The following is a 19,174-nucleotide window of genomic DNA, read 5'->3' as shown; positions in this document are numbered from 1 at the left end:
AGCAACTTAAGTTTTGGATGGCAATGGTTTGGCATTAAGCATCGCAGTAGATGCTTGTGTTAAGACCTACTCATGAATCTGCTACCAATTGTAACGCTGAACTTGAACCTGATTGATATATTTCAAGCCAGTAAAAACCCTGCTTTAGGCAGGGTTTTACACATCAGGCTTTGCCATCTGCTTCCCGTAGCATGGCATAAATTTCGTCTTTCAGACGCAACTTCTCCCGTTTTAGCTCATCTAGATTATCCAGACCACTGGTAACAGGATTATTGGTCAGACCGGTAATTTTATCATCCAGCCGGTTGTGTTCTTCAAATAGGTTGGCAAAATGATTATTTTCCGCCTTCAATTTACTAATCAGCTCGCGATATTCTGGGAACATATAAAATCCTTTACAGTTTGGTTAAAATGATTTTTATTATTTTGCATTAATTATAGCTTAAGGTATATAAGATTGCGCTAATTATGGCGTAAAAAGTCACGATAACATGTTAAAATGTAACAATAATACATATGGGAGTTTACAATGTATAAACGGTTGATGGGCTGGCTAAGTGTATTTATTTTGGCCTTGAGCCTCAGTGGCTGCGGCTATAATACTATGCAATCGCAGGATGAAGCCGCTAATGCGGCCTGGTCGGAAGTTCTGAATCAGTACCAGCGTCGTGCTGATCTGGTGCCCAATCTGGTGAATACGGTGAAGGGCTATGCCAAGCATGAACAGCAGGTTCTAACTGATGTTACGAATGCTCGTTCACGTGTTGGCAGTCTGAATATGACTGGCAGCGATGCAGCTGATCCGGCAAAAATGCAGCAGTTCTCGCAAGCTCAGGGTAATCTGAGCAGTGCATTGAGCCGTTTGCTGGTAGTAAGTGAAAATTATCCTGATTTGAAAGCCGACCAAAGTTTCCGCGATTTACAGGCGCAGCTGGAAGGTACGGAAAACCGCATTGCGCTGGCGCGTAACCGTTATATTCAGACGGTGCAGGTTTATAACACTACATTGCGCTCTTTCCCGAATAATCTCACCGCCAAAATTTTTGGTATGCATGTACGACCAAATTTTGTACCGGAAAATGAGGCCGCTGTGAAGCAGGCTCCGCATGTAGAATTCTAGTTTAGTTGCCTGCCTGATTGTTCATTTCAATCCTAAACAGCCAGTTTGTATAAACTGGCTGTTTCTCTGTCAAATCATTACAAAACCGGCTTTTCGGGTGCAGTAAAGCAGACTTGTACCAGCTCGATAGCATCCAATCTTGCATATTCAGGCAAAATTTTGGTTGTTGCTGAATATAATTCAGTTGCGCTGTTAGCTGTCTGAACATGGTGTCATTAATTTTCTGGCTATGCATATGGTGAGGTATTTATAATGATGCCTGCCGGTTTGATAACAGCCAGTTGTTTAAATATTAATCCACATATTTTTAAAATAAATAAAAGTGAAAAACAATGTATATATATAAATTGGATGGATTTTATTTCGACAGGAAACGAAAAGGTTGGTTGGATTTTTTCAGACAAATGGATAAAGTTTATCTCCCCCGAATTGAAAACCCTACTGTGGAGCAGATGCAACAGTACCTTGAAGTTTTGAGAACCAATAATGGCTTTCTGAGTCTGTGGAAGCAGTCGAAAAGTAAACCAACTTCACCTGGTATGCAAATAACTTTGTATTCAGATAATCATGAAACTGATATTCAGACTTATATGGTATTACTGGGTGAAGAAACTGAAGAAGATTATGAAGTCAGAACATTTTACAATCCTGCGGCACCTAGTAACCCTGAGGCACCCCGGGGAATGACTTATATGCTGGGGGAATGTTTTGCAGCCTGCTCGACTGTCCGCAATTTTGCGCTGGTTGTCTATGCATTTACACAGTTTTTAACCACTGGCAATGTGAGTGATGAATTACTCAGCTAAAATTGAGTTTTTCCAGTACACCAGAAATGCCGTTTAGTCAGTATCTGTTGGTTTATCCAGCCAATGCCATCACTGATATATGCTAAACAATCAAAATCGTGCCTGATGGGTTAATTGGGATGCTGTAGCTTAGTCTTAAAAGAAGTAATGGCGGCAGTATTAATGTCTAGATCATAATTAGTATTTGTGCCTATATTATTGTATTGCTAAATGGTTTTTATCCAATAAAGCTGTTTAAAATTGAATTAAATTTTGTATTTTTCATTATTTTGTTGCAAATACCACTATTCTGTTTTTATGGCAAAATTGTTCTGATATTTAAGATATATTAGTTACCTGAGTATAAACCGGCCATGCATGAATGTAAGCAGAAAATTTGAATATTCAGTACGGTTTGCTGATTTTCTGTTTATCTTGTGCTATTGCTGTTTTAGTGGCCACAATATGGCACAGTTATTTGTTACAGCTAGGAGCTGTCTAGCCGGTATGAACTCGGTACGTACAGCAACAAGGTGAAAATCATGAATATAATCCGTTTATCAGCCCGCAATTTATTGTTATTGCTTCTGGGTTGTTGCTTTGCCTTGCTGGCACCAGCTGCTGAAAATCTGGTACCAGTTCCGGCTTTGACTGCTCCGGTAATGGATACGGCTAATATGTTACAGCCAGACACCCGTGATGATTTAAACAAGCAATTGCGGGCATTCAGTCGCGAGCACGGCAGCCAGATTGTGGTATTAACTGTACCTACTATTGCACCGGAAACGCCATTTGATTACGCCACTCGAGTGATGAATGTCTGGAAACCCGGGCGTAAGGGAGTGGATGATGGAGTGTTGCTATTACTGGTGCGTGATGAGCACAAAATATTTCTGGCTCCAGGACGTGGGCTGGAGGGTGCCATTCCTGATATTTATGCTAAAAGAATATTGGATAATGTGTTGCAGCCACAATTGCGTGCAAATAATGCAGATGGTGGTGTGCGACAGGCAGTAGATATGCTGGAAAAACTGATTAAAGGTGAAAATCTACCAGCAGCACAGCAACCAGATCAGCAGCAAACAAACAGTTTTACCGCTATGTTAGTAGAAGCGATGTTTCTAATATTTATAGCAGGTGCATTTTTAAAGAATATATTTGGCAATACGCTGGGCAGTGCAATTGTAGCTTTTCTGGTGTTAACGCTAGGCTGGTACATTGGCTGGAATCTGTTTGTGGCGATAATTATTGCTATTTTGTCATTTATCGTGACCTTTATTTTTGCCGGTAATGTGTTGATCGGTGGCTACAATAGCAACAGAGACGATGACTTTTTTGGCGGGGGAGGATCTGGTGGCGGCTTTAGTGGCGGAGGCGGTGGCTATGGTGGCGGTGGTGCTTCTGGTCGCTGGTAATTTTCGGGCATGTTGAAACAAAGCAGTATGAGGTACAAAGTATAGTTATTTATTTTGTTGCATGGATTATGTGATTTCTTTTCTGGTAGGCATACATGTCTAAAATCGGATTTGGTATTTGTTTTCTGGTGCTGTGGTATTTACCCAAGCGTTTTGGTGTTAGCGGCATGTTGCTTGATATTGTGCTGATAATACTGATTCTGTTTTATCTTTATGCAGTGCACATTGTTAATGATGGTGCTGAAGCGTCTATTGCTACAGACAGAAATCTGTATATTGCGGTGCTGTTTGAGGTGGCAGGGCAAGTTTGCGCTGCTAAGGGGCATGTTTCAGAGGCAGACCGGTCGCGTGTTTATGCAATGACTAAAGCATTGAAGCTGGATGCAGAAACGGAAGTGCTGACACGCTATGCTTTCAATACCGGACAAATGCAAAATTATCCGCTCAGAGCACGGCTTAGCCGGCTGTATGGTGCCTACAGTCATGATAAGCACGTTTTGATGCTGTTTTGCAAACATATACTCGAATTTGCGCTGATAGATGGCCGGCTGCATAACAATGAGCGGCACATTTTGAAAATTATGGCGGATGAATTCCATATTCCCTATGCGCAAATGCTGATTTTTGCCAGCCAGACAGTACATAGGCAGAATAATGAATACCACCACCATTACTGGCAGACAAATGAGCAATGGAAACAGCAGCAACGCCAACAACAGCAGCGTCAACAACAGCAGCAATACCGTCAACAATGGCAGAGTAACACACAGTCGCCACCAGTTGAAGAATCATATGAGGATGCTTATCAGGTACTGGGTATCTCGGCAAATGCCAGTGTGCAGGAAATCAAACAGGCATACCGCCGTCTGATGAATAAATATCATCCGGACAAGCTGGTCAAACAGAAATTATCGGCTGCTGAAACACAGCAAGCAACCGAGCATACTCAGCGTATACAGGCTGCATATGCCTGTATAAAAAAGTTGCGTGGATTTGTTTAGCTGCTTGGGAGCTACTTGATTGGTGCTAAGTTTAATATGCCATAGATAGTTTATAAGGATTTTTAAAGGATTATTCCTTTTCAGACAGGTAAATCTGATAAATACCTATACCTTTTGCATAAAATTCACTCTTTTCATTAATCTGCTCAGTACTAAAAATATTCAAAGCAGTCACAGACAAAACAGTGGAATCAGTCTTGTTGATTGGAAAAAACCGTATCTGTTTAAATATGAGTATAATTTTTATAGTGTTGATTTATAAAATCAAACTCCATACACTCTTAAATTAATCAGTAGTGCTACCAAATTGAATCAATATACAGGAAAGAATGGGCTGTATGAGTACAAATAAACTGAGTATGAGGTTGTGGCCACGGCTCTGGCGCCACTGGACACATCCACGCCAGCGGGTAAGTATGTATTTTCCGATACTGGCGCGGCAACAGCTTACTGAGCAGATTGCGCGCTCGGAACAGCGCCATACCGGGCAACTGCGGTTTGTGATCGAATCCAGTCTTAATACAGCCTGTCTTTGCCATCATGTAACGGCACGCCAGCGTGCTCAGTACTGGTTCGGGCAACTGGGGGTGTGGGATACGGCGGAAAAGAGTGGCATTCTGGTTTATGTGCTGTTTGCTGACCGCGCGGTGGAAATCATTGCAGACCGGGGTATTAATGCCTGTGTTGACATGACGCTGTGGCAACAGATATGCAATCACATCATACAAGCATTTCAGCAGCAGAATTATATGGCTGGTTTAAGTGGTGGACTGGATGAACTGACAGAATTACTGGCGCAGCATTTTCCACGTATACATGCGGGAGTCAATGAACTGGAAGATGAGGTGATTTTGAAATAATGCTGAAGGTATTATATGTCTGGTATTTTCTGATTCAGGTCTGGGTAAGATATAAAATAATATTTTCAGTCTTGTGATTAAACAGCAGAATGGAAATGATCAATATACATATTGATCTTAATTATCAATATATTGTGATGAAATGATATAAATAGTTTTTTTGAATAAATTTTGCTAAATATTATTAAAATACATATATATAGGGTTTACAATCTGCCTGCGGCGTAAATGACAGACTTAAACAAAGAGAAAATATGCACTGGCCGTAAATAGCTTAGCTATTGTGCATTAGTATAAGCCAGAATAATTTGATACTGATTAGTAGGGTTATTCTGGCTTCAGTGTATGAGGCTGTGGAGTAAGGCAGGGCAGGCTGCTGTTCGCTTGTATAAGTGTATGGGATGACAAATGCCAATATATGCTAGCTTAGCGCAGACGCCCGAGAATGATACTTGATGCTTTGATTAACAGTATAATTTCATCGTCGCTATCCAACTGCATATTTTCTACGCTGTTGCGGGTAACGCTAGCAGTCAGGCTAAGCGCTGCACCTAAGTCTACAGTAATAACACTATTAACTGCGCCGGTATCGATATGGCGTATTTTTCCGTTAAGCTGATTGCGTGCAGATATAAGTAAATTGGCTTCAGGACGGGCAAGCATAATGGCTGATGCCTGAATCAGGGCAAGTGCGTCGATGTCAACAGCTAGTTCCATCTGTTCACAGCTGTGACGGGTAAGCATTGCTACCAGTTCCTGCCCACTGCTTAAGCGCAGATGAACTTCATTATTTACTGTCCCCTCAACGATGCGGCTTACAATTCCGGCCAGCTGATTATCGGCACTTAAATCCAGATTCATTTTCTGCCATAAACCATAGTGGTTATAGTCGGCATTGCTTTGCAGTTGCCGGAGTAACTGCTGGTGGCGTTGCTGCATGGTATGGTAATAATTTAAAAAAGCTTCACCAAAGGCGGTTAAAACGCTGTTGCCACCGCCCTGGCCGCCAGTCTGGCGTAATACTAAAGGTTGCGGTGCGAGATTATTCAGCGCGTCTATGGCATCCCATGCTGCTTTATAGCTCATGGGTACAGCTTTGGCTGCCTGAGTAATCGAACCAAAACGCTGAATATTTTCGAGTAGGGCGATCCTTTTGCTGTTACCAATTCGCTGGCCGTTAATGGTAGGAATCAGTTCGGTATCGAGATTGAATTCATTCATAATGGCTGCTATGGGGAGCTGAATATAAATGTCCATTATCCATGTGCCAGATTTGAGCGTCAAAAGCAGCAGCATCTTCAGGGTCATGCGTAATCAGTAGCATAGGTAAATTTAGCTGGTATTGCCAATTGGCCAGTTCTGTACGCATTTGTGCGCGTAGCTGAGTATCGAGTGCGGAAAATGGCTCATCCAGCAGAATAGCACTTGGTCTTGCAATTAGTGCCCGAGCAAGTGCCACGCGCTGGCGCTGGCCACCAGACAGGTGTGCCGGATATTGTTCGGCTACAGCATTAAGCTGCATAGCTGTCAGCCAGTGTTCGACTTCTGGATCACGGCTGGATTTACGCGGATTAAATAAACCATGCTGAATACCACAGGCAATGTTCTGGCGCACATTCAAATGTGGAAAAAGAGCATAATCCTGAAAAACATAGGCCAGTTTGCGTTGCTGCGGGCTGAGATTGAGGTCTGGTGCCTGAAACAGCGGTACTCCGTTAACAATAATATGACCCTGTGTTGGAGTTAACAAGCCTGCAATGGCTTTCAACATCAGGCTTTTACCACTACCAGATGCGCCCATAATTACCGTACGTGGAGCCTGAGTGCACAGGCGAATATCCAGTGTAAACTGGCTGCCATCAGTACGCTGGAGGTTTTTTTGGAAATTAAAATCTAACATAAAACCACTGGCTGAATTAAAAACAAGCACAAACAAGGCAATGCAAAAGCAGTATCGTTATATTCCGGTACTGGCATTGGGTTATTTAAGATTGTGCATGGGTACTTTGCCGGATAAAAGTTTGCTGGTAAACAGTAATATCAGAATACATACCACAGAAATGATCAGTACCAGTGTATTGGCCAGAAAGTCATCACCGGCCTGTACTGCTTCATATACGGCAATTGAAAGTGTTTGTGTTTGCCCGGGAATGCTGCCAGCCACCATCAGCGTAGCACCGAATTCGCCCATACTGCGGGCAAACGCCAGTAATACACCGGCCAGAATACCGCGCCATGCCAGAGGCAGGGTGATGCGCAGGAAAACACCGGCATTACTGATACCCAAAACACGGGCGGCCTGTTCCAGTTGTGGATCCAGACTCTCAAATGCAGCGCGCGCTGGTTTAAATACCAGCGGAAACGATACCACTGTGGCTGCTATTACAGCACCTTGCCAAGTAAAAATCAGATTAATGTTTAGATAATGCTGTAGCCATTGGCCAATAAAACCATTTTTACCAATCAGTACCAGCAGATAATAACCCAGTACCGTTGGCGGCATCACCATTGGCAGGGTGAGGACAGTATCAATCAGTTCCCGCCCCCATACAGCCTTGCGTGCGAGTATATAGCCAGTGCCAATACCGAGAACAAGATTGATAGCTGTTGCCCACAGGGCAATTTTTAGCGATAAGGCAAGGGCAATCCACGCCGCAGCCATTGCTTCTCCTTAAAATGAAAAATTCAGGCAATCAATGGTAATAACTACCAGTAGAAATTATGTTCAGCTGGCGCTCTGAAAACCGTAATTCTTAAGTATCTGCTGACCTTTTGCTGAGCGGATAAAGCCAATGAAACGATATGCCGCCGCTGGTTCCTTACTGGCTACGGTTTTGGCGATAGGATAGCTGACGGGTTTACGGGTGGGAATGGTAATGGCTACACTTACCTTATCCGGCATAATAGCGGCATCCGTACCAAAAACAAAACCAGCTTCCGCAGATTGGTTGGCCACATAATCCAGTGCTTGCCGTACATTATTCACATTAACGATTTTAGGCTGAACCTTATTCCATAGATGCGCCTGCTCCATTGCTGCCTGTGCATAGCGACCCGCTGGTGTGTAAGCAGGATTCCCCAGTGCAATATGCTTAATACCATTTTGTTGCAGATCTTTCAGACTACGTACAGTTACGCCACCTTTCTTGGGTGTAATCAGCACCAGCGTATTATTCACAAAATTAATTCGGTCTTTTGCCTGCACCAGATTTCTGGCTTGTGCCTGATCCATGGTCTGCTGGTCTGCCGACGCAAATACGTCTACCGGCGCACCATTTTGCATCTGCTGTAGCAGGGCTCCGGATGCACCAAAATTGAGCTTAACTTGGTCTTCCGGATATTGCCGCATGTATGCCTTGGCGATGTCTTGGAATGCATTATAAAGACTGGTTGCAGCAGACACAGAGATGCTGGCGGCAAAAGAAGAATTGCTGATAACGCATAGACCTATTGTGGTGATAATGGCATTCAAACGGGTATACATATGACTCATGTTTTGTCCTTGGTTAAAATGTATTGTTATCTTTGGTGAGGTTAAGCTGAGCTGATTATAAAAGAAAATTGTTTCGAAATATACCTTGCTATATAACGAAAGGCAATGAGGCCTGTATCTGAGCCTAATATGTGATTGTGAATAAAAATATTTATAAATCAGAATATATGCAAATATTTATTTGCAGATGAAATAATTTGTTGAATGACTAATATAAATTTCACCAGCAGGTTAAGCATATTATTTAATTAAAAAAATTGTATGTATTAGATAAATCAGGGTTTTAAATGAAACTATATTTATTTATAAATATTAAAATTAGAGATAAAATTGTAATATAAAGAGTCCAAATAAAGTATTATAATGGAGTGTAATGTTAGTATTAATAAAATTACTAGCATATTTAGTAAACTGTAAGAGATTAAATTCTCTGCAATAAATAAAAATAATTTCATTAGGAACCATCAAACATGAACCTGACAAGACGCCAGTTTTTCAAGGTTACCGCAGCTGGTGCCGGCGCGACAGGATTAGCAGTCATGGGCATGGCACCAGCCACTGCTTTTGCTGAAGTCCGCCAGTACAAATTATTACGGGCAACTGAAACACGCAATAATTGCACATATTGTTCAGTGGGTTGTGGTACGTTGTTGTACAGCCTCGGTGACGGCGCGAAAAATGCCAAAAAGAAAATCTTTCATATTGAAGGAGATCCGGATCATCCGGTTAGCCGCGGCAGCCTTTGTCCCAAAGGCGCTTCTCTGATTGACTTTGTGAACAGCCCGAACCGGGTGCTGCATCCGCAGGTGCGTGAAGCAGGCAGCAGTGAATGGAAAGACATTAGCTGGGATGAGGCTCTGGATCGCATTGCCCGTCTGATTAAAGACGAACGGGATGCCAACCTGATTGAAAAAAATGCAGATGGTGTTACCGTAAATCGGCTGGAAAGTCTGGGGATGCTGTGTGCTTCTGCCAGCTCCAATGAAACTGGTATTCTGACGCAGAAATTCATGCGTTCGCTCGGGCTGGTAGGCACCGATTCGCAGGCACGAGTTTGTCATGGTCCAACAGTATCGGCGCTGGCTGCAACATTCGGCCGTGGTGCCATGACCAACACTTGGACGGATATTCAGAATGCAGATTTTATTCTGGTCATGGGCGGTAATGCCGCCGAAGCGCATCCGGTTGGTTTTAAATGGGTTATTGAAGCCAAAAAACAGAAGGGCACCAAGCTGATTGTGTGTGACCCGCGTTTTAACCGTACTGCCTCCGTGGCCGACCATTATCTGCCGATTCGTTCCGGTACAGATATTGCTTTTCTTGGTGCGGTAATTAACTGGCTGATTAAAAACAATAAAGTTCAATGGGATTATGTTAAAAACTATACCAATGCTGCTTTTATTGTGGCCGAGGGTTATGGATTTCATGAAGGTCTGTTTTCAGGGCATGCTGATTACACCACTGAAGACGGCAGCATGGCTCCGGAAGCCGCGCCAAAAGGTGCTAAAGGTGGTGCTGTCTACAATAATGCCAGCTGGACATATGAGCTGGATGAAAACGGCTATGCCAAAGTAGATCCTACTCTGGAAGATCCGCGTTGTGTCTGGCAGGTAATGAAACGACATTATGCTCAGTACACACCGGAAATGATGCATAAAATTACCGGCACACCGATTAAGGATTTTCTGCTGGTATGTGAGGCACTGGGAGCTACTTCAGCAAAAAACAAAGCTGGCACGATTCTGTATGCACTTGGCTGGACACAGCATACCTATGGTTCGCAGAATATCCGTACCATGGCGATGATACAGCTGATTCTTGGCAATATCGGCATGGCCGGAGGTGGTGTCAATGCTCTGCGTGGCCATTCCAATATTCAGGGGCTGTCTGATCTGGGGTTGCTTTCCACCAATTTACCGGGCTATCTGAGCCTGCCCAATGAAAAGAAAAACCCTACTTTTGCCGATTATTTAAACGTACAGACGCCGGCTGCCTTGCGCCCGGGACAGCTTAATTACTGGAACAACACGCCCAAATTTATGGTAAGCCTGCTCAAATGGTTCTTTGGTGATAACGCTACCAAAGAAAATGATTGGGGCTATGATTGGCTGCCAAAGTGGGACAAAATGTACGATGTGCTGCAAATGGCAGAAATGATGTATCAGGGACAGATGCATGGTCTGCTGGTACAGGGCTTTAATGCCATGGGTTCTTTCCCTGATTCTAATCGTATTGTTGAAGCATTCTCACGCCTCAAGTGGATGGTAGTGATGGATCCGCTGAATACAGAAACAGCTACTTTCTGGGAAAATCATGGTGATGCGCATAATGTAGACCCATCTGCTATCCAAACTACTGTATTCCGTCTGCCAGTGCCCTGTTTTGCGGAAGAAAACGGTTCTATTGTCAATTCTTCACGCTGGTTACAATGGCACTATGCCGGCGCCGAAGCACCGGAAGAGGCCAAAGCCGACCTTGAGATTCTGGCTGAGCTGCATTTGCGTATCAAGGCATTGTATGAAAAAGAGGGCGGTAAAGCACCCGAACCGATTCTTAATCTGAGCTGGCCGTATAAAGTACCGCATTCACCTACACCGGAAGAAATGGCACAGGAGTCCAATGGCTGGGCTTTGGCAGATATCAAGGACGAACAGGGCAATATTATCGTGCCCAAAGGCGGCCAACTGGATGGCTTTGCTCAGTTACGCGATGATGGTACTACTGCCTGTGCCTGCTGGATTTTTGCTGGTTCATGGACTAAAAACGGCAATCAGATGGCACGGCGCGATAACAGCAATGCCGGACTGGGCAATACCCCGGGTTGGGCATGGTCATGGCCAGCAAATCGCCGCATTCTCTATAACCGAGCTTCTTGCGACCCGGCAGGTAAAGCCTGGGATCCGGAAAGGATACTGATTCACTGGGATGGCCGTAAATGGATTGGCGCTGATGTTGCCGACTATAAGGCCGATCAGGCACCTGACACCAATATGAATCCGTTTATCATGAACGAGGAGGGCGTTGGTCGTCTGTTCTGTACTAAAAAACTGGTAGATGGTCCATTCCCGACATTTTATGAACCGACAGAATCTCCGGTGGGTAAAAATCTGCTCTACCCGAAAGTGCTGAATACACCCGCAGTGCGTCTGTTTGACAGTGTTAAAGAACGCATCGGTGACAAAAATGAATTTCCTTGCGTCGGCACCACCTATCGCCTGACTGAGCATTTCCAGTTCTGGACTAAATCAGTGAAATTACTGATGATTGCCCAGCCGGAACAATTTGTTGAAATCAGCGAGGAGCTGGCTGCACAAAAAAATATTGCCAAAGGCGATACCGTTAAAATCAGTACCAAGCGCGGCTGGGTGGAAGCCAAAGCCGTAGTCACTAAACGTCTGCGTCCTTTGGATATCAACGGACAGACAGTACATCAGATTGGTATTCCCCTGCATGGTGGCTGGGTAAATGTTGGCGAGAAAAAACAATTTCTCATCAATACACTCACACCATTTGTTGGTGACTGCAATACGCAGACACCAGAATACAAAACCTTTTTGTGTAATATCGAAAAAGCGTGAGGGGAATAAATTATGGCTTTACAATCTTTAGATATCAAACGTCGTTCCGCCACTAATCAGCTCACGCCGCTGCCACAGGCACGCAAGCCGATTGAAATTGCCAAACTGATTGACGTTTCTACCTGTATAGGCTGCAAGGCTTGTCAGGCTGCGTGTTCTGAATGGAATGATATTCGTGACGAAGTCGGTACCAATCATGGCGTATACGATAACCCGATTGACCTGAGTGCTGATAGCTGGACAGTCATGCGCTTTTCCGAGACCGAAGAATACGGCAAACTGGAGTGGCTGATTCGCAAGGATGGCTGTATGCACTGTGCCGATCCTGGCTGTCTGAAAGCCTGTCCATCACCGGGAGCAATTATCCAATATGAAAACGGTATTGTTGATTTCCATCAGGAAAATTGCATTGGTTGCGGCTACTGTGTTTCTGGCTGCCCGTTCAATATCCCGCGCATCTCGAAAAAAGACAACCGTGCCTATAAATGTACCTTATGCTCCGACCGCGTCGCTGTCGGGCAGGAACCGGCCTGTGTGAAAACTTGTCCTACCGGTGCTATCCACTTTGGCAGCAAGGAAGACATGAAAAGTCTGGCGGGTGAACGCATTAAGGATTTGAAACAGCGTGGCTTTGAACAAGCAGGGCTGTACGACCCGCAGGGGGTAGGGGGAACCCATGTCATGTATGTATTACATCATGCCGACAAACCCAGCCTATACCACGGCTTACCAGATAATCCGCGTATCAGCACCACTGTCAAACTGTGGAAAAGTATGCTCAAACCAATAGCTGCTTTTGGTATTGCTACTGCTGCTTTTGCAGGCTGGCTGCACTACATTACCATTGGCCCGAATCGCCCCGATGATGACGAAGAACAGGTTCTTAATCGCGACGGTGAAATCCTTAAGGACAAAGGGGACGCATAATGAAAAAATTGTTACTTCAGCGCTATAAAAAATCCGAACGTTTTAATCACTGGGTAGTGGCAGGCTGTTTTGTACTGCTGGCCATTTCAGGACTGGGATTTTTCTATCCATCTTTCTTCTGGTTAACCGAAGTGTTCGGTTCTCCGCAACTGGCGCGTATACTGCACCCGTTTATCGGTGTCGTGATGTTCCTAGGCTTTTTTATCCAGTTTTTCCGCTACGTTAAATTTAACTTTTTTGAACGTGACGACCTAAAATGGCTATTAGGCATCAGGCATATACTGGTAGGCAGAGAAATTGGCGATACCGGCAAATACAATGCTGGTCAGAAAATCATGTTCTGGGTGATGACGATCAGCATGGCGTTGTTATTACTCAGCGGCCTGATAGCATGGCGGCAATATTTCTCCGGTTATTTCCCTATCTGGGTAGTGCGTATCGCCTTGCTGGTACATTCTGCTTCTGCTATTCTGCTGATTGTTGGCATCATCATTCATGTTTATGCCGCATTGTGGATTAAAGGTACCATTCCGGCTATGGTAGAAGGGGTAGTCACTCAGGAATGGGCGAAAAAACACCATCCGCGCTGGTATCGGGAAATGATGGCCAAAAAAGAAGCCAGAACTCAACAGAATTCTGGTTCACAGACCAACGAGTAATCCTGCCGGTAATATCTGGTAATCCTGTCTGTATGGCTATTGTCGCCATACAGACAGTAAAACTAATATCTTTCTTTTAGTCCTGATTTCTGTTCAGGATTGTCTATCCCCCCGTTACTGCCTGTATACAGGCAAAGAAATCTCATGAATCATACACCCGCACAAAGCCGTACAGTCTGGGTGGCACAAGCCGGACAGTGCAGCAGTACCAGTGACAATATCAGTGCCGAAATCCCAGTAGCTCTCGTTTATAATGGTATATCCCATGTTGTACTCATGGCTACCCCTGCAAATATTACTGAACTGGCGCTGGGTTTTAGCCTGAGTGAGGGTATTATTGAAAATGCAGAGCAGATTTATGCCATTGAAGTCAGTGAACATCAGCATGGCATTATGGTTGAGATTGAACTGGCCAGCGCTGCTTTCAGCCGTCTTAAAAGCCGTCGTCGCCAGATGAGCGGGCGCACCGGCTGCGGTTTGTGTGGCATTGATAGTCTGGCAGCAGTACAACCAGAATTAAAACCAGTATTACGTACAGATCATATAAATTTTAGTATAATCGGGCAAGTTTTGACTGATTTTAACCAATGTCAGCAGTTGCGGGCGCAAACCGGTTCCGTTCACGGTGTGGTGTGGGCAGACATGTTTGGCAGGATTGTAACCGTACGTGAAGACATCGGCCGGCACAATGCTTTAGACAAACTTATTGGCTGGGGATTGCGTACAAAAGTGGATTGGAAGCAGGGTTTTGTGGTATTGTCCAGTCGCGCTAGTTTTGAAATGGTAATGAAATCAGCAATAACCGGTATTGGGTGTATCGTGGCCGTATCTGCGCCTACTACCTATGCCATTGATTTAGCTCACAAGGCTAATATCACGCTGGTGGGTTTTGCGCGCTATAATCGCCAAGTAATTTATACCCATCCTCAATATTTTCATCCTTAACGCATATATAAAACAAGAAATAGTAGGGTATACTCTATTGTTTTTGTTTTGCTTGTTAGCTTGAATAAGAACTAAATTACCAATTAAAGTAAGGACGACTATGTTATCGATAATCAAACGATATAGCCGTAATTTGGCCTGGCAAATTCTCTTTGCATTGATCATGGGTGTAGTAGTAGGATTGTATCTGCATACCTTTGCAGATCCGTCACATCCGTACTACAAAACCTATCAATCATGGGTAGTTAATGTATTACAGCCAATGGGCGATATTTTTATCCGCCTGATTAAAATGATAGTACTGCCTATTATCCTCAGTACCCTGACACTGGGGATTGCTGGGCTGGGCAATTCCAAAAGTCTGGGCAGACTGGGTGGTAAAACCATTCTGTACTTTGAGATTATTACTACCGTTGCCATAGGTGTGGGTCTGCTCTTTGGTAACCTGTTCCATCCCGGTAGCGGCATTGATATTTCCAATCTGCAACACAGCAGCGTTGCCCAGTATGTACAGAAAAGCGAGACACTGGCCGAGAAACCGCATGGTCTGGTTGTGATGATTCTGGATATGATTCCACATAACATCTTTGACTCGCTCAGCTCAGGTGAAATCCTGCCGGTAATCTTTTTCTGTGTATTCTTTGGTCTGGGTTTAACCAAACTGCCTGATAACCAGCGCCTGTTCTTTTCAGATTTTCTGAAAGTCATCTCCGATGTGATGTTTAAAATCACCAATATGATTATGCGCTATGCGCCGATCGGGGTGTTTGGTCTGATGACCGTAACCATCAGCAAATTTGGTTTTGGCTCACTGATTCCGCTGATGAAACTCATACTCATCGTTTATCTGGCGATGGTGGTGTTTACACTGGTGATTCTGGGTGGCGTGGCCTATATCTGCCGCTTCAACATTTTTACCATCATCAAGATTCTCAAAGACGAGCTGATTGTTGCTTTCTCAACTTCCAGTTCTGAAACCGCACTGCCAAAAATGATTGAGAAAATGGAAGCATATGGTGCGCCGAAATCCATTACCAGCTTTGTGATTCCTACTGGCTACTCATTCAATCTGGATGGTTCTACCCTGTATCAGAGTATTGCCGTTATCTTTCTGGCACAGCTATACGGTATTCCCTTGTCTGTTACAGATCAGGTAATGATTGTAATTACCCTGATGGTGGCATCCAAAGGTATTGCCGGCGTGCCCGGAGTATCATTTCTGGTATTGTCTGCTACATTGGCTACCACATCCATCCCGCTGGAAGGCTTGGGCTTTATTCTAGGTATCGACCGTATTCTGGATATGGGACGTACCGTAGTGAATGTAATCGGTAATGCACTGGCTTCACTGGTGATCTCACGCTGGGAACATGATTTTGACGATGAAAAAGCGCGAGAATACGAGAAATCCCTTGGTATCAAATAAATGATTGATGCTGATAAAAAGGTTCAGAAAAATCTGAACCTTTTTTATTGCCCGCAGTTAACTTATTCGTTTGTATAAAGTGCTTGGCTGCAGATATCACCGTCATCTCTTGCAGCAGCACAGCAAAAATAACCGCCAGCAAATCCAGACAGAATGCATAATTTTAGTTAAACTCAGTTATTTTAATCATTGATAATGGTATCAGCACAATCGCATCATCATGAGTAACCACTATCAGATAGCATAGATACATGAAAACACAAGCAACACCAGAAGCCATACAGGCACAGGAATTTTTTCATATCCCATTCTGGCAGCAGCCTCAGACCGATATCTTCAGCCAGCGTGCATTGCGCCTGAGTGAACTGGCCGCAGAAGACAGCAGCGACTGGCAGCCATATTTACAGCTTCTTGCTGCTATATGTCATGCCCAGCAAACCTTGCTGGAGCGCTGTGCACAAGCTGCATGGGTGCTGCCGTCAGACGATACGGCTGAATTTCCGCTTACTCCGGCTTTATTAACAGCTAATCACGATTTAACTGGCCGCCTGTTTACGAATTTACACGCTCTACTGCAACAGCAATTGACACCAACAGCCGCACAGGTATGGAAAGAATTATTGCAGCTTGACAGCGAAGAACGCAGCCAGTTGTGCCAGCAAGCATTAAACCAGCAGCTCGGCGTGGCGCAGCAGGATTATCAGATTTGGGTAAACGCTGTAGTGCAGATTATCTATACCCATGCTGCGCTGAATTTAGCAGCTACAGCAGTAAAACCATTGTCTGAACTCGGATTCTGCCCATGCTGTGGTACTGATGCCGTAGGTGCGGTGATAATCGGACATGGTGAACTTGAAGGGCTGCGCTATCTGTGCTGTGGTGTGTGTAACAGCCGCTGGCATAGCGTACGCGCGCGGTGCAGCTTCTGTGATAACAGCCGCGATTTAGGTGTACATCGCATCGAACAGGCCAGTGATGGCGTCTTGTCTGGTGCCGAAGCTGAATGCTGTCCGAGCTGCCATGCCTATCGCAAGCGCTTTCGTCTGGCCAAACAGCAGTATGCCGACCCGATTGCCGATGATTTAGCCTCTTTATCATTGGATATACTGCTAAGCGAAGACGGTTGGCATCGCGGTGGTGCCAATCCGTTTTTACTCATGGGTAAAGTACCCAGACATTAAAATTAACCGGAAGCTGTTTGGCTTAGATTAAAAATCAGCAGCTAAACAGCTTTAATGCATAAATAACCTTGAGACTGAGTAAATGGGTAGCTGCAATGACAAGGCTGGAGAAATCTTTTTAGCGCAATCAACTCTTTTCCTATTATGCTTGGAATAAAAGTATTGTTAACAGTACCCATAGCAAACAAAAATATTATATCTCCTTGCAGATAAGCCCAAATATCTGTTATCCCTGAATTGTGCTCAAAAGGAGTGTGTTACCGCAGTACAGATAAGATATGCTTATGCAGGAAACGCATACAATCAATTATTTATGATTAATGCCATATATCATTTCCACTACTATTTTCAGGAGGTAGATAAATCCTGTAACAATAAATGATTTACCGGTTTTTAGCGTGGGTGTGGGTCTCAATAAGGGGAAAATGCGCTATGACTGAGTAGTTTTCATCTTGGACTAGGGATATTAAACAACAATTTAGCTCATCAATTTAAAATAAAACGGAACAATCAGAAATAAGGTTAATTCAAAGCGGATTACTATTTATGGCTTACTATACCAACATCTTTTCACCGGAAACATACCAAGCTTTTACCCATTCAGATAAAACGGTAGCCGGTTTCCGCGTGCGGCAAAAATCATTAGCCGAAAAAATCAAAGCCGGCGATATTTTTGTTTGTTATCTTACTCGACTATCTCGCTGGTGTGGTCTGCTTGAGGTGGTTGATGGTCCTTATGAAGATAGTACGCCACTTTTTTTACCTGCGGATGATCCGTTTATGATTCGCTTTCATGTTCGGGTTAAGGTGTGGTTACCATTAACCCAAGCCATTCCTATTTATACTGATCAAATATGGCAACATCTTTCTTTTACCCAAGGCATTGAGAAAAACAGTAAGGGTTGGACTGGATTGCTGCGTAATAGTTTAAATAAAATCAATGAAAAAGATGGCAAGTTATTAATGCACTGTCTATTACAGCAACATGACATCGCCACTGATTATCCCCTAAATGAGCAGGATCAAAAGAAATTAAAAAACCATACGGTAAACCGAACCGATAAAGTAGTTAAGGTATCAGTGCCCACTGATGGCGAGCTGGTCGATGATGATGTGCCAACCCAAAACCCAGAGGTGCGCGAATCGTTCAAAATGCAGGCGTTACTTGCCCAGATTGGTGCCTGTATGGGAATGAAGATCTGGCTACCGAAAGCGGATCGTAGCCGTGTATTAAAAGAGTGGAAAAAAGGCACTGAAGCATTATTAGAAAAATTACCGCTTAATTATGATGAAACCACTTTAAGCACTATTGAACAAATCGATGTGATTTGGTTAAAAGGGCGTGCTATTACGCGCGCGTTTGAAGTCGAACATACTACTTCGGTGTATTCTGGTATTTTACGCATGGCGGATTTACTTGCCTTACAACCCAATATGAATATTAAACTACATATTGTTGCGCCAGATAGCCGGCAGGAAAAGGTGTTTCAAGAAATCCGCCGCCCGGTATTTTCGTTACTGGAAAGCGGGCCATTATCGGAGCGTTGCAGCTATATTCCCTACCGCAATTTAAAAGCACTGAGCAAAGTTAAACATTTAGACCGTATGACCGATGCGGTATTAGAGGATTATACGGAGCATGAAGAATAAAATTTATTTTTAACTGATTTTACTTTTTTATCATCATTAGGCAAATAAATCTAATCAATAATATTTTAAATGGTTAATTTTTATTTGCTTTTATCCTGTAATTTAAAAAGATTTATTAAAATTACATAGTGGAC

The 19,174-nt window shown here is 43.8% G+C and carries 17 protein-coding genes; 12 read left to right on the top strand and 5 right to left on the bottom strand.

Annotation, left to right across the window (positions count from 1 at the left end):
* Positions 1-163 precede the first annotated feature (163 nt).
* A complete protein-coding gene (locus MJ761_RS00850) occupies positions 164-385 on the bottom strand; it encodes an HP1242/YdcH family protein (RefSeq protein WP_037406160.1) in 222 nt (73 codons plus the stop codon).
* Between the two features lie 144 nt (positions 386-529).
* Between MJ761_RS00850 and MJ761_RS00845 the strand changes: the two genes are divergently transcribed.
* The 5 genes from MJ761_RS00845 to MJ761_RS00825 all read left to right on the top strand — a co-directional run bounded on the left by MJ761_RS00845 (position 530) and on the right by MJ761_RS00825 (position 5,181).
* Complete coding sequence (locus MJ761_RS00845; protein WP_093091135.1) at positions 530-1,120, top strand: LemA family protein; 591 nt, start codon at positions 530-532, stop codon at positions 1,118-1,120.
* 404 nt (positions 1,121-1,524) lie between these two features.
* Positions 1,525-1,926, top strand: coding sequence for a DUF6911 family protein (locus tag MJ761_RS00840; RefSeq protein ID WP_093091131.1), 402 nt, complete (start codon positions 1,525-1,527; stop codon positions 1,924-1,926).
* A gap of 521 nt (positions 1,927-2,447) precedes the next feature.
* Positions 2,448-3,320: a TPM domain-containing protein gene (locus MJ761_RS00835; RefSeq protein ID WP_093091129.1), complete on the top strand. Its 873-nt coding sequence runs from the start codon at positions 2,448-2,450 to the stop codon at positions 3,318-3,320.
* A gap of 95 nt (positions 3,321-3,415) precedes the next feature.
* Positions 3,416-4,321, top strand: a complete 906-nt coding sequence (locus tag MJ761_RS10840) for a DnaJ domain-containing protein (protein WP_093091127.1) — start codon at positions 3,416-3,418, stop codon at positions 4,319-4,321.
* A 338-nt stretch (positions 4,322-4,659) separates the two neighbouring features.
* Positions 4,660-5,181 (top strand): TPM domain-containing protein, encoded by a 522-nt coding sequence (locus tag MJ761_RS00825; RefSeq protein ID WP_239392829.1) that lies wholly within the window; start codon positions 4,660-4,662, stop codon positions 5,179-5,181.
* 426 nt (positions 5,182-5,607) lie between these two features.
* Here the strand turns inward: MJ761_RS00825 and MJ761_RS00820 are convergent, their stop codons facing one another.
* From MJ761_RS00820 to modA, 4 genes are all read right to left on the bottom strand, one after another.
* Positions 5,608-6,402 carry a TOBE domain-containing protein gene (locus tag MJ761_RS00820; protein WP_176715040.1) on the bottom strand — a complete coding sequence of 265 codons (795 nt, stop codon included), beginning with the start codon at positions 6,400-6,402 and terminating at the stop codon, positions 5,608-5,610.
* Positions 6,395-7,081, bottom strand: coding sequence for an ATP-binding cassette domain-containing protein (locus MJ761_RS00815; RefSeq protein WP_093091123.1), 687 nt, complete (start codon positions 7,079-7,081; stop codon positions 6,395-6,397). Before MJ761_RS00815 ends, MJ761_RS00820 begins: the two co-directional genes overlap by 8 nt.
* An 81-nt stretch (positions 7,082-7,162) precedes the next feature.
* On the bottom strand, positions 7,163-7,843 hold the full coding sequence (gene modB / locus MJ761_RS00810) for a molybdate ABC transporter permease subunit (RefSeq protein ID WP_093091121.1): 681 nt from the start codon (positions 7,841-7,843) through the stop codon (positions 7,163-7,165).
* 63 nt (positions 7,844-7,906) lie between these two features.
* A complete protein-coding gene (gene modA, locus MJ761_RS00805) occupies positions 7,907-8,674 on the bottom strand; it encodes a molybdate ABC transporter substrate-binding protein (RefSeq protein WP_218060191.1) in 768 nt (255 codons plus the stop codon).
* 470 nt (positions 8,675-9,144) lie between these two features.
* Here modA and fdnG point away from each other — a divergent pair, with 470 nt between their 5' ends.
* The 7 genes from fdnG (at position 9,145) to MJ761_RS00770 (ending at position 19,040) form a co-directional block, all read left to right on the top strand.
* On the top strand, positions 9,145-12,252 hold the full coding sequence (gene fdnG / locus MJ761_RS00800) for a formate dehydrogenase-N subunit alpha (RefSeq protein WP_093091119.1): 3,108 nt from the start codon (positions 9,145-9,147) through the stop codon (positions 12,250-12,252).
* A gap of 12 nt (positions 12,253-12,264) precedes the next feature.
* The gene (gene fdxH, locus MJ761_RS00795; protein WP_093091117.1) at positions 12,265-13,179 is read left to right on the top strand and encodes a formate dehydrogenase subunit beta; all 915 of its coding nucleotides are present in this window, start codon (positions 12,265-12,267) and stop codon (positions 13,177-13,179) included.
* Positions 13,179-13,838 carry a formate dehydrogenase subunit gamma gene (locus tag MJ761_RS00790; protein ID WP_037490658.1) on the top strand — a complete coding sequence of 220 codons (660 nt, stop codon included), beginning with the start codon at positions 13,179-13,181 and terminating at the stop codon, positions 13,836-13,838. The genes fdxH and MJ761_RS00790 overlap by 1 nt, the downstream gene beginning before the upstream one ends.
* A 144-nt stretch (positions 13,839-13,982) precedes the next feature.
* Entirely contained in the window at positions 13,983-14,783 is an 801-nt protein-coding gene (gene fdhD / locus MJ761_RS00785) for a formate dehydrogenase accessory sulfurtransferase FdhD (RefSeq protein ID WP_093091115.1), read from the top strand.
* Positions 14,784-14,883: 100 nt separating this feature from the next.
* Complete coding sequence (locus tag MJ761_RS00780) at positions 14,884-16,209, top strand: cation:dicarboxylate symporter family transporter (protein WP_093091113.1); 1,326 nt, start codon at positions 14,884-14,886, stop codon at positions 16,207-16,209.
* Positions 16,210-16,460: 251 nt separating this feature from the next.
* Positions 16,461-17,390: a formate dehydrogenase accessory protein FdhE gene (locus MJ761_RS00775; RefSeq protein WP_093091111.1), complete on the top strand. Its 930-nt coding sequence runs from the start codon at positions 16,461-16,463 to the stop codon at positions 17,388-17,390.
* Positions 17,391-17,936: 546 nt separating this feature from the next.
* Positions 17,937-19,040 carry an EVE domain-containing protein gene (locus tag MJ761_RS00770; protein WP_093091109.1) on the top strand — a complete coding sequence of 368 codons (1,104 nt, stop codon included), beginning with the start codon at positions 17,937-17,939 and terminating at the stop codon, positions 19,038-19,040.
* The last annotated feature ends 134 nt before the right edge of the window (positions 19,041-19,174 follow it).

The sequence above is a fragment of the Snodgrassella communis genome (genome assembly GCF_914768045.1).
Taxonomy (GTDB): domain Bacteria; phylum Pseudomonadota; class Gammaproteobacteria; order Burkholderiales; family Neisseriaceae; genus Snodgrassella; species Snodgrassella communis.
This window is presented reverse-complemented; position numbering and strand designations above follow the sequence as displayed.

Bases quoted from the DNA above. Each gene is read 5' to 3' on its own strand.
- fdhD (WP_093091115.1), top strand. From the start codon at position 13,983: ATGAATCATACACCCGCACAAAGCCGTACAGTCTGGGTGGCACAAGCC.
- modA (WP_218060191.1), bottom strand. From the start codon at position 8,674: ATGAGTCATATGTATACCCGTTTGAATGCCATTATCACCACAATAGGT.
- MJ761_RS00840 (WP_093091131.1), top strand. From the start codon at position 1,525: ATGGATAAAGTTTATCTCCCCCGAATTGAAAACCCTACTGTGGAGCAG.
- fdxH (WP_093091117.1), top strand. From the start codon at position 12,265: ATGGCTTTACAATCTTTAGATATCAAACGTCGTTCCGCCACTAATCAG.
- MJ761_RS00780 (WP_093091113.1), top strand. From the start codon at position 14,884: ATGTTATCGATAATCAAACGATATAGCCGTAATTTGGCCTGGCAAATT.
- modB (WP_093091121.1), bottom strand. From the start codon at position 7,843: ATGGCTGCGGCGTGGATTGCCCTTGCCTTATCGCTAAAAATTGCCCTG.
- MJ761_RS10840 (WP_093091127.1), top strand. From the start codon at position 3,416: ATGTCTAAAATCGGATTTGGTATTTGTTTTCTGGTGCTGTGGTATTTA.
- MJ761_RS00820 (WP_176715040.1), bottom strand. From the start codon at position 6,402: ATGAATGAATTCAATCTCGATACCGAACTGATTCCTACCATTAACGGC.
- MJ761_RS00845 (WP_093091135.1), top strand. From the start codon at position 530: ATGTATAAACGGTTGATGGGCTGGCTAAGTGTATTTATTTTGGCCTTG.
- MJ761_RS00835 (WP_093091129.1), top strand. From the start codon at position 2,448: ATGAATATAATCCGTTTATCAGCCCGCAATTTATTGTTATTGCTTCTG.
- MJ761_RS00790 (WP_037490658.1), top strand. From the start codon at position 13,179: ATGAAAAAATTGTTACTTCAGCGCTATAAAAAATCCGAACGTTTTAAT.
- MJ761_RS00770 (WP_093091109.1), top strand. From the start codon at position 17,937: ATGGCTTACTATACCAACATCTTTTCACCGGAAACATACCAAGCTTTT.
- MJ761_RS00850 (WP_037406160.1), bottom strand. From the start codon at position 385: ATGTTCCCAGAATATCGCGAGCTGATTAGTAAATTGAAGGCGGAAAAT.
- fdnG (WP_093091119.1), top strand. From the start codon at position 9,145: ATGAACCTGACAAGACGCCAGTTTTTCAAGGTTACCGCAGCTGGTGCC.
- MJ761_RS00825 (WP_239392829.1), top strand. From the start codon at position 4,660: ATGAGTACAAATAAACTGAGTATGAGGTTGTGGCCACGGCTCTGGCGC.
- MJ761_RS00775 (WP_093091111.1), top strand. From the start codon at position 16,461: ATGAAAACACAAGCAACACCAGAAGCCATACAGGCACAGGAATTTTTT.
- MJ761_RS00815 (WP_093091123.1), bottom strand. From the start codon at position 7,081: ATGTTAGATTTTAATTTCCAAAAAAACCTCCAGCGTACTGATGGCAGC.